Raw genomic sequence first — 8,453 nt, forward strand, 5'->3', positions numbered from 1 at the left:
GACGCCTACCCCGGTGGGGCCCCGGAGAACCCGGCCCCTGACCGTCAGGAATCGAGAAGCCCGGGCCGCGGTGTCGTCACCAGCGTCATCGGGGCGGGCAGGTCGCCCGCCGCGATGATGGGGAGGGAGCCGGCCATGGCCAGGCTGTCCACGGAGGAGCGCGAGGCGATCAAGCAGCGCGCGGCAGAGATGGAGACCGCCGGACGGCGCGGTCGCGGTGCAGGGAAGGCGGCCGCCGAGGCGCAGGACGTGCTGGACAAGATCGCCGAGATGCCCGCACCCGACCGCGCGCTCGCCGAGCGGGTGCACGCCGTCGTCACCGCGGCCGCGCCGGAGCTGGCGCCCAGGCTCTGGTACGGCATGCCCGCGTACGCCCGGGGCGGGAAGGTGGTGTGCTTCTTCCGCAGCGGGCAGATGGACGGCACCCGGTACTCGGTGTTCGGCTTCAACGACACCGCGACGCTCGACGACGGCGGCATGTGGGCGACCTCCTGGGCGCTGACGGAGCTGGACGAGGCCGCCGAGGCGGAGATCACCGCGCTCGTCGAGCGGGCAGTGGGCTGATCGTCGCCGGTGACGGCGCTCAGAGCAGCCCGGCGTCATGCACCACGAGCGCGACCTGGACCCGGTTGGCCACCTCCAGCTTGGTCAGCAGCCGGGAGACGTGCGCCTTGACCGTCGCCACGCTCATGTAGAGCTCCGCAGCGATGTCGGCGTTGGAGAGACCGCGCCCGACCGCGAGGGCGACCTCGTGCTCGCGCTCGCTCAGCCCGGTCAGCCGCGCGCGGGCGCGCTCGCCGGCCACGTCGGGGGGCGTCACCGCCGCGGCGACGTGCGCCATCAGCTGCCGCGTGACGGTGGGGGAGAGCATCGGCTCGCCGTCGGCGACCCGGCGGACGCGTCGACGATCGCCGCCGGGGGTGTGTCCTTGAGCAGGAAGCCGCTGGCCCCGGCCCGCAGCGCACGCAGCACGTGGTCGTCGGCGTCGAAGGTGGTCAGCACGATCACCTGCGGCCGGTCGGTGCGCAGCTGCAATTGCTCCGTGGCGGCCAGCCCGTCGACGCGTGGCATCCGGATGTCCATGAGCACCACGTCGGGCGCCCCCGACGTCACCGCTGCCGGCACCTCGTCGCCGTCGGCCGCCTCACCGACCAGCGTCAGGCCCGGTGCGCCGCCGAGGACCATCGCCAGCGCGGCGCGCACCAGCGGGTCGTCGTCGACGACCAGGATCCGGACGTCGGCCCCCGCGGCCCCGGCCACCCCCGTCACGCGGACCCGGCCGGCGGGGCCCACGGCAGCCAGGCGCGCAGGCGGAACTGCCCGTCGGCGCTCCAGCCGTGCTCGAGCGTGCCCCCGGCCAGGCTGACCCGCTCGAGCAGGCCCACCAGGCCGGTCCCGCTGCCCGGCAGCGGTGCGGGCGCGTCGCCGCCGATCGACGGCGGGTTGCGCACCTCGACGGCGAGCCCTGAGCCCTCAGCTCCCTCGACCAGCACGTCGGCGATGGTGCCGGGCGCGTGCTTGCGGACGTTGGTCAGCGCCTCCTGCACCACGCGGTAGGCCGCGCGCCCCGCCGACGCCGGAACGCTCGCCGGGTCCGGGAGGCGGTAGCGGGCCCGCACCCGCAGACCCGCCTGCCGACACTCCTCGAGCAGGGCCGGCAGGTCGCCCAGCGTCGGCTGAGGCCGCTCCACGGCGCCCGGCTCGGCCGACTCCCGCAGCACCCCGATCACCTCCCGCAGGTCCTCCAGGGCCTGGCGGGCGCTGGCCCGGACGACCCCGGCCGCCGCGGCGACGTCAGCCGGTGGCGCATCGGGCCGGAACTCCAGAGCGCCGGCGTGCATGCTCAGCAGCGAGAGCCGGTGGGCCAGGACGTCGTGCATCTCGCGGGCGATGCGGGTGCGCTCCAGCTGCTGCGCCTGCTCGACACGCAGCCGCTGCTCGGTCTCGGCGCGGACGGCACGGTCGCGCAGCGACACCACGAGCTGGCGCCGCGCCCGCACGAACATGCCCCAGGCCACCACCGCGGCGGTGGCCACGACGACGAGACCGGCGAGCACCAGCGGGGAGAGGTCGGGATCCGGGCGGAGCCGTACGTAGACGGCGAGCGACGCGAGGTTCACCGCCGCGACCCCGAGCACGCTCGGCCAGGCACGGTGCACGGCCACCGTGAACAAGGAGATGAGGATCGCGACCCCGGCCATGTCGGAGAACGTCCCGAGGAGCGCCAGCACGAGTGCGACCGCCACGGGCCACCGGCGACGGCCCCAGAGGAGGGCGCAGCCGAGCGATCCGGCTACCAGGTCGGCGAGCAGCAGCCCGTCCGGCGGTGGTGACGGGCGGCTCAGGGCCTCGCCGACGAAGACCAACCCCAGGCCCACCGACAGCACGAAGAGCGAGAGGTCGACGACCCAGTCCCGCAGCGAGCGGCGCACCCGGCCACGCGGACGCTCCGGACCCGCGTCGGGGGAGAGGGAGTCGGCGAGCAGCCGAGCCGGGACGAACGACGGGTGGTCCACGCCCGCGGGTCCGCTCCGTGCCTGCCCGATCGCCGTGCTCACCGGGTCAGGCTACGGGCGGGGAGCGCCTCGTGGCACCGACGAAGGTCGGTGCCACCCCCCGCCGAGGGGCGACGGAAGTCGGCCGGTTCCCGACCCGTGGCCGATGTGGCCGCAGGGCCCGGCGCGCGAGGGTGAGCGCGTGATCGAGATCGAGAACCTGACCCGGAGGTACGGCACGCAGCTGGCCGTCTCCGACGTGTCCTTCAGCTGCCCGCCCGGAACCGTGACCGGCTTCCTCGGGCCGAACGGGGCCGGCAAGAGCACCACGCTGCGGGCGCTGTGCGGGTTGGCCGAGCCGACCGCCGGTTCGGCCACGATCGCCGGCCGTCGCTACCGCGACCTGCCCAACGCCGGACGGCAGGTCGGTGTGCTGCTCGACGCCGGGGCACAGCACTCCGGGCGGACGGGCCACGAGGTGCTCACCCTCTCGGCCATGGTCCTCGGCGTCCCGCGCACCCGGGTCGCCGAGGTGCTGGAGCTGGTGGGGCTGGCGGGCCCGGCGGCAGGCAAGCGGGTGGGCAAGTACTCCCTCGGCATGCGGCAGCGTCTGGGGATAGCCGCAGCCCTGCTGGGTGACCCGCGGGTGCTCGTGCTCGACGAGCCGGCCAACGGGCTGGACCCGGAGGGCATCTTCTGGATGCGCGGCCTGCTGCGCGGGTTCGCCGACCGCGGCGGCACGGTGCTGCTGTCCTCGCACCTGCTGCGCGAGGTGGAGGCCGTCGCCGACCGGTTGGTCGTCATCGCCGGCGGCCGGCTCGTCGCTGCGGGCGCGAAGGAGCAGCTGCTGGCCGGCGCGGGCACCGTCGTCCGGGCCCGTGAGCGCGAGGCGCTGCAGCGAGCGCTGACCACGGCCGGGGTCCGGGTCGAGACGGATGATGACGGCGCCCTGCTGGCCGGCGCCGACGCGGAGGCAGTGGGGATCGCGGCAGCCCGGGCCGGCATTCCCCTCCTGGAGCTGCGGGCCGCCTCGGGCGCGGGGTTGGAGGAGCTCTTCCGCTCGCTCACCCACGCGGGCGACGGCGGAGCCGCCGTCCCGACCGATGCTCCGGTGCAGGAGGCCCGCTCGTGACCGCGACCCTCCCCGTCGTCGAGGTGCCGCCCCCCTCGCTGCCCACGCTCGTCGCCGTCGAGCTGCGCAAGGCTCGCGACACCCGCGCCGGCGCGTGGCTGCTCCTGGTCGTGGCGCTGCTCGCCCTCGTCGTCCCCGGCCTCATCCTGTTCTTCGGGGAGGCGCCGGAGAAGACGTTCGCCGAGTACCTGGGTGCCGCCCAGCTGCCGGTGGCGCTGCTGCTGCCGGTGGTCGGCATCCTGCTGGTCACCAGTGAGTGGTCGCAGCGCACGGCCCTGACCACCTTCGCCCTCGTGCCGCAGCGCTCCCGCGTGATCGTCGCCAAGCTCGGGGCGGCGGTGCTCCTGGGCGTGCTCGGCGTCCTGGCCAGCGCGGCGGCCGCGGCCCTCGCGGCAGCCCTCACCCCGGTGCTGACCGACGACCCGACCTCGTGGTCGGTCGACGTCGACCAGGTCGTCCAGGTGCTGCTCGTGCAGGTGCTCAACGTCCTCGTCGGCGTCGCCTTCGGCCTGCTGCTGCTGAGCTCGCCGCTGGCGATCGTCCTGTACTTCGCCCTCCCGACCGCGTTCACCGTGCTGGTGAGCACTGTCGCGGCGCTGGACTGGGTGCGCGACTGGCTGGACCTGACGACGACCACCGGCCCGATGTACCTCGGCGAGCTCGACGGTCAGGGGTGGTTGCAGGTCGGCACGTCGACGGCGCTGTGGTTGCTCGCGCCCCTGGTGGCCGGCTGGGTCCGAGTGCAGCGCAGCGAGATCGCCTGACGCGGGGGGGGGGGGGGGGGGGGGGGGGGGGGGGGGGGGGGGGGGGGGGGGGGGGGGGGGGGGGGGGGGGGGGGGGGGGGGGGGGGGGGGGGGGGGGGGGGGAGGGTGGGCGGGCGCCGCGCGGCGCCCCCCCCCCCCCCCCCCCCCCCCCCCCCCCCCCCCCCCCCCCCCCCCCCCCCCCCCCCCCCCCCCCCCCCCCCCGCCTCAGAGTTGTTGGGTCAGGTTGACGGCGTTGCCGTCCGGGTCGGTGACGTGCGCGACGCGCTGCCCCCACGGCATGTCGTTCGACCCGTGCGGCGCCGCGCCGCCGAGCTCCGCGACCCGGGGGAGGACGCCGTCGACGTCGGGGACCTCGATGCTCAGCAGCACCCGCCCGGGGGTGCCGGCCGCGACGCCGGAGTCGGCGGTGAGGCCCAGCTCCGAGCTCCCCACCCGCAGACCCAGGTAGGACAGCGGCCCCTCCTCCGGGAAACGGTCGGTCTCCTCCGCGTCGAGGAGACCGACGTAGAAGGACCGCAGCCGTTCGAGATCGGGCGTGACGACGATCGGGCGGACGGTGGGGGACATGCGGGCTCCCGGGGTGCGTGGTCTGCGGTGGTGCTGGGTGGACCGCCGCCGGCGCGAGAACTGAGCGGTCAGCCCTCCCGGATGAGCAGCCAGCGGGCGAACGCCGCGTCCGCGTGCAGCTCCGTCCGCCAACGCACCGACAGCCGGAAGGCTCCCGGCGGCACGACCAGCAGGGGGCTCGCGTCGGTGGCGGCGCCGGCGGCCAGCTCGCCGGAGTCCGGCGTCGGGCCGGGGGACTCGGGCAGCAGGAAGGCGCCGTCCTCGCCGGTGCCGTCCAGCGCCGCGCTGATGAAGGCGAGCCGGCCGCTCGGGACCGACACCACGTCGCCGACCTGGTCGTGGGCCTCGGGGAAGGCCAGCGCGGCGTCCAGGGCCTCCCGGTAGTCGCCCGCGGTCGCCTGGACGACGGCGATGCTGCCGTCGTCGGCGCGGAACACCTCCAGCCAGCCCTCGTCGCCGACCTCGGGGTCTGTCAGCACCAGCGCCGCGGTGCTCCCACCCAGCCGGATGCCGGTGAGCTGGTAGTCCAGCTGCGGCACCAGCGCCTCGTACCCCTGCTCGCTGAGGCCGCGCCAGTGCGGCAGCAGGTCGCTGTCGAGGGCGAGGAAGGGTTCGCCGTCGGTCCAGCAGCGGCCGACGTGGGTCCAGGTGCGCGGCATGGTCCGATCATCGTCCCCGTCCGCGGGCGGCCGCCGCTACGGTTCGGCAGATGTCGGCGCACAGGCTGGACCGGGACGAGGCGCGCGCGATCGCCGTGCGCGCCCAGCTGCTGGACGGCCACCGACCCGAGAGCCTGCTGGCGACGGTCCGGCACCTGACGCTGCTCCAGGTCGACCCCACAGCGGCGATCGCTCCCAGCGCCGACCTGGTCGCCTGGAGCCGGCTCGGGAGCAGCTACCTCCCGGCCCAGCTGACCCGGGCCCTCGAGGACCGCAGCCTCGTGGAGCACAACGCACTGGTCCGGCCGATGGAGGACATCGCGCTGCTGCTGGCGGGCATGGCCCGCTGGCCGCGCAGGGAGGCGCCGCGTGCGTGGCTCCAGGCCAACGAGTCGTTCCGGCGCGACGTCGTCGGGCGACTGCGCTCGTCCGGGCCGCTGCTCTCCCGGGACATCCCCGACACGAGCTCGGTGCCGTGGGCGTCCACGGGCTGGACCCACGACCGCAACGTCACCCAGATGCTCGAGTTCCTGATGATGCGCGGCGAGGTCGCGATCGCGGGGCGGCGCGGCCGGCAGCGCCTGTGGGACGTCGCCGAGCGGGTCTACCCGGCCGGTCTCACCGCTGTGCCGCTGGAGGAGGCCCGCCGCATCCGCGACGAGCGGCGGCTGCGCGCCCTGGGCCTCGCCCGGGAGAAGGGGGCGTCGGTACCGGGCGAGCCGGTCGACGTCCGCGACGCAGGGGTGTCCGCGACCATCGAGGGGGTGGCCGGGACGTGGCGGGTCGACCCCGCCGCGGTCGGGCAGCCGTTCGCGGGGCGGACCGCGCTGCTGTCACCGTTCGACCGCCTGGTGCACGACCGTCGGCGCGCGCTGGAGCTCTTCGGCTTCGAGTACCAGCTGGAGATGTACAAGCCGCGGGCCAAGCGCCGGTGGGGCTACTTCGCGCTCCCCGTCCTGCACCACGACCGGCTGGTCGGGAAGCTCGACGCCACCGCCGATCGCGCCGGTGGCCGGCTGGTGGTGCACGGCGTCCACGAGGACGTGCCGTTCACCGCGGCCGTGCGCAACGCGGTGCGGGCCGAGATCGGGGAGCTCGCGCGGTGGCTCGGCCTGGTGGTGGACGCGCCGACCCGGTGAGGTCAGCCGGCGCCGGCCAGCACGTCGGCGAGCGGGCCTGGCCGGCTCAACGCCACGCAGTGGCCGGCGTCGATCTCGACGGGGCGCACCCCGAGGCGCACGGCCGCCAGGCGACGCAGGAAGCCGGCCGGGAAGAGCCGGTCCTGCGTGCAGACGACGACGGTGGTCGGCACGTCCGGCCACGCCTCGAGCGGCCACGGCTGCGCGCACGCGGCGGTGGAGGGGTGCGCGCGTTCCCTGCTGATCGCCTCCTCGGCCAGCGACCGGGGCACGTCGTGGTAATAGGCGACGTACGGGTCGTCGCTGCCGGTGCGGCCCCCGTCGCGGGCCGCCTGGCCACGTGCCGCCTCGGCATAGCCGCTGCTGATCCACCACTCGTCGGGTGCCTCACCCGGTGCCGGGACCATCGCGGCCACCAGGACCAGCGCCCTGGCCCGGAGGCGGGCAGCCACCAGGGGAGCGGTGAACCCGCCGAACGAGTGACCCACCACCACGAGGTCGGGGGCGGCGCCGACCGCCTCGACGACCGCATCGGCGTAGTCGTCGAGCGTCAGGGAGTCGTCGCCGGCCGGGAGGTCCGGTGCGACCGCGTGGTGGCCGCGCCGGCGGAGGTCGGACTCGACCAGGTGCCAGTACCACCCGTCGTCACCGGCTCCGTGCACCAGTGCAAACGTGCTCACCCGGGCCTCCCATCGTCTGTCACCGGCGTGCTCAGGGAAGACCCGCGTGGTCCACCGAACTCATCGGCGATCCGGGCGCCGCGACGGGCGACGGGCGCCGGCTCAGCCGGGGTCGGAGGCGACGATCTCCTGCAGCGCACGGACGTGAGCGCGGTAGGCGCGGCTGCCCTCGCTGGTCAGTGCCAGCCAGAGCCGGCTGCGGGCATCGCGGACAGCTTTTTCCTGTGTGACGTAACCAGCGTCGGCAAGCTGGCTCAGGTGCTTGCTGAGCGCCGACTTCGAGATGCCCAGCTTCTCCTGCAGCACGGTGAACTCGACCTTCTGGGCGGCGCTGAGCATCGCGCAGATGCGCAGCCGGTGCGGCGCGTGGATGACCTCGTCGAAGGTCGGGGCGTCAGCGCTCATGCCCGTACTCGCGGCCGTAGCGGTACCCGGTGACGAGGACGGCGCCGGCGACGACCGCGGCGCCCGGGAACCAGATCCACCAGGCGTCGGTGAAGGCCTCCACCAGCCAGCAGGCCACGAACGTGCCCAGGACGACGGCCAGGTACCCGACCATGTCGGCCGGCTGCACCGAGGCGCCGGACACCCCCTCCGGGTTGAACCAGTACCGGTGGGCGAGCAGGCCGCTGATGACCACGAGGGGGAGGACCGCGAAGGCGGCGGTCTTCGGGGGCAGCAGCTGGGCGAGGGCGACCCCGGCGACGACCGCCGCCATCACCACGAAGAACCAACGGGGGATCGGCGGATACCGCACCGCGTCCTGGTCGCGCGCCAGCTGGGCGAGCGTCTCGCGGGCTTCCTCGGGGGACGGTGATCGGCCGCTAGGAGTTTCCATATGGGAAACAGTAGGGCAAAGTTTCCTCGACGGCAACACTGGCCACCCTGGTGGCGAGGCGGATCTGTGCCCGCGCGGGGGGGGGGGGGGGGGGGGGGTGTTTTGGGCCCACAAAATTTAACAGTCGCCAAAACAGGCCCGCCCCACCCGGCCCCCAAACAACTGGGGGCGGGGGTAGC

The 8,453-nt window shown here is 75.1% G+C and carries 12 protein-coding genes; 4 read left to right on the forward strand and 8 right to left on the reverse strand.

Annotated elements, in window-relative coordinates:
- Positions 1 to 135: 135 nt before the first annotated feature.
- Positions 136 to 564, forward strand: coding sequence for an iron chaperone (locus tag ACI799_RS14655; RefSeq protein ID WP_456613364.1), 429 nt, complete (start codon positions 136 to 138; stop codon positions 562 to 564).
- Between the two features lie 19 nt (positions 565 to 583).
- Here the strand turns inward: ACI799_RS14655 and ACI799_RS14660 are convergent, their stop codons facing one another.
- Genes ACI799_RS14660 through ACI799_RS14670 form a run of 3 tightly spaced genes read right to left on the reverse strand, consistent with a single transcriptional unit; the run spans position 584 to position 2,558 of the window.
- Positions 584 to 871, reverse strand: a complete 288-nt coding sequence (locus tag ACI799_RS14660; RefSeq protein WP_456613365.1) for a response regulator transcription factor — start codon at positions 869 to 871, stop codon at positions 584 to 586.
- Positions 841 to 1,260 (reverse strand): response regulator, encoded by a 420-nt coding sequence (locus ACI799_RS14665; protein ID WP_456613366.1) that lies wholly within the window; start codon positions 1,258 to 1,260, stop codon positions 841 to 843. Before ACI799_RS14665 ends, ACI799_RS14660 begins: the two co-directional genes overlap by 31 nt.
- A 5-nt stretch (positions 1,261 to 1,265) precedes the next feature.
- Positions 1,266 to 2,558, reverse strand: a complete 1,293-nt coding sequence (locus ACI799_RS14670) for a sensor histidine kinase (protein ID WP_456613367.1) — start codon at positions 2,556 to 2,558, stop codon at positions 1,266 to 1,268.
- Positions 2,559 to 2,697: 139 nt separating this feature from the next.
- On the opposite strand from ACI799_RS14670, the gene ACI799_RS14675 reads away from it, so the two are divergent.
- A complete protein-coding gene (locus ACI799_RS14675) occupies positions 2,698 to 3,627 on the forward strand; it encodes an ABC transporter ATP-binding protein (RefSeq protein ID WP_456591309.1) in 930 nt (309 codons plus the stop codon).
- Positions 3,624 to 4,391, forward strand: coding sequence for a hypothetical protein (locus ACI799_RS14680; protein WP_456613368.1), 768 nt, complete (start codon positions 3,624 to 3,626; stop codon positions 4,389 to 4,391). The genes ACI799_RS14675 and ACI799_RS14680 overlap by 4 nt, the downstream gene beginning before the upstream one ends.
- Positions 4,392 to 4,595: 204 nt before the next feature.
- Here ACI799_RS14680 and ACI799_RS14685 read toward each other — a convergent pair whose 3' ends face one another.
- Both ACI799_RS14685 and ACI799_RS14690 read right to left on the reverse strand, forming a co-directional pair.
- On the reverse strand, positions 4,596 to 4,958 hold the full coding sequence (locus tag ACI799_RS14685; RefSeq protein ID WP_456600616.1) for a VOC family protein: 363 nt from the start codon (positions 4,956 to 4,958) through the stop codon (positions 4,596 to 4,598).
- A gap of 68 nt (positions 4,959 to 5,026) precedes the next feature.
- Entirely contained in the window at positions 5,027 to 5,617 is a 591-nt protein-coding gene (locus ACI799_RS14690; RefSeq protein ID WP_456591298.1) for a hypothetical protein, read from the reverse strand.
- Positions 5,618 to 5,667: 50 nt separating this feature from the next.
- Here ACI799_RS14690 and ACI799_RS14695 point away from each other — a divergent pair, with 50 nt between their 5' ends.
- Complete coding sequence (locus ACI799_RS14695; RefSeq protein WP_456613369.1) at positions 5,668 to 6,756, forward strand: DNA glycosylase AlkZ-like family protein; 1,089 nt, start codon at positions 5,668 to 5,670, stop codon at positions 6,754 to 6,756.
- 2 nt (positions 6,757 to 6,758) lie between these two features.
- On the opposite strand, the gene ACI799_RS14700 is transcribed toward ACI799_RS14695, so the two are convergent.
- From ACI799_RS14700 to ACI799_RS14710, 3 genes are all read right to left on the reverse strand, one after another.
- The gene (locus ACI799_RS14700; RefSeq protein ID WP_456613370.1) at positions 6,759 to 7,436 is read right to left on the reverse strand and encodes an alpha/beta fold hydrolase; all 678 of its coding nucleotides are present in this window, start codon (positions 7,434 to 7,436) and stop codon (positions 6,759 to 6,761) included.
- Positions 7,437 to 7,538: 102 nt separating this feature from the next.
- Complete coding sequence (locus ACI799_RS14705; RefSeq protein WP_456613371.1) at positions 7,539 to 7,841, reverse strand: transcriptional regulator; 303 nt, start codon at positions 7,839 to 7,841, stop codon at positions 7,539 to 7,541.
- Positions 7,831 to 8,274 carry a hypothetical protein gene (locus tag ACI799_RS14710; RefSeq protein ID WP_456595668.1) on the reverse strand — a complete coding sequence of 148 codons (444 nt, stop codon included), beginning with the start codon at positions 8,272 to 8,274 and terminating at the stop codon, positions 7,831 to 7,833. Before ACI799_RS14710 ends, ACI799_RS14705 begins: the two co-directional genes overlap by 11 nt.
- Between the last annotated feature and the right edge of the window lie 179 nt (positions 8,275 to 8,453).

Source organism: Blastococcus sp. SYSU DS0753 (assembly GCF_054051175.1).

Excerpts from the sequence above, each read along its gene's own strand:
- ACI799_RS14710 (WP_456595668.1), bottom strand. The coding sequence starts at position 8,274 with ATGGAAACTCCTAGCGGCCGATCACCGTCCCCCGAGGAAGCCCGCGAG.
- ACI799_RS14660 (WP_456613365.1), bottom strand. The coding sequence starts at position 871 with ATGCTCTCCCCCACCGTCACGCGGCAGCTGATGGCGCACGTCGCCGCG.
- ACI799_RS14705 (WP_456613371.1), bottom strand. The coding sequence starts at position 7,841 with ATGAGCGCTGACGCCCCGACCTTCGACGAGGTCATCCACGCGCCGCAC.
- ACI799_RS14685 (WP_456600616.1), bottom strand. The coding sequence starts at position 4,958 with ATGTCCCCCACCGTCCGCCCGATCGTCGTCACGCCCGATCTCGAACGG.
- ACI799_RS14695 (WP_456613369.1), top strand. The coding sequence starts at position 5,668 with ATGTCGGCGCACAGGCTGGACCGGGACGAGGCGCGCGCGATCGCCGTG.
- ACI799_RS14690 (WP_456591298.1), bottom strand. The coding sequence starts at position 5,617 with ATGCCGCGCACCTGGACCCACGTCGGCCGCTGCTGGACCGACGGCGAA.
- ACI799_RS14655 (WP_456613364.1), top strand. The coding sequence starts at position 136 with ATGGCCAGGCTGTCCACGGAGGAGCGCGAGGCGATCAAGCAGCGCGCG.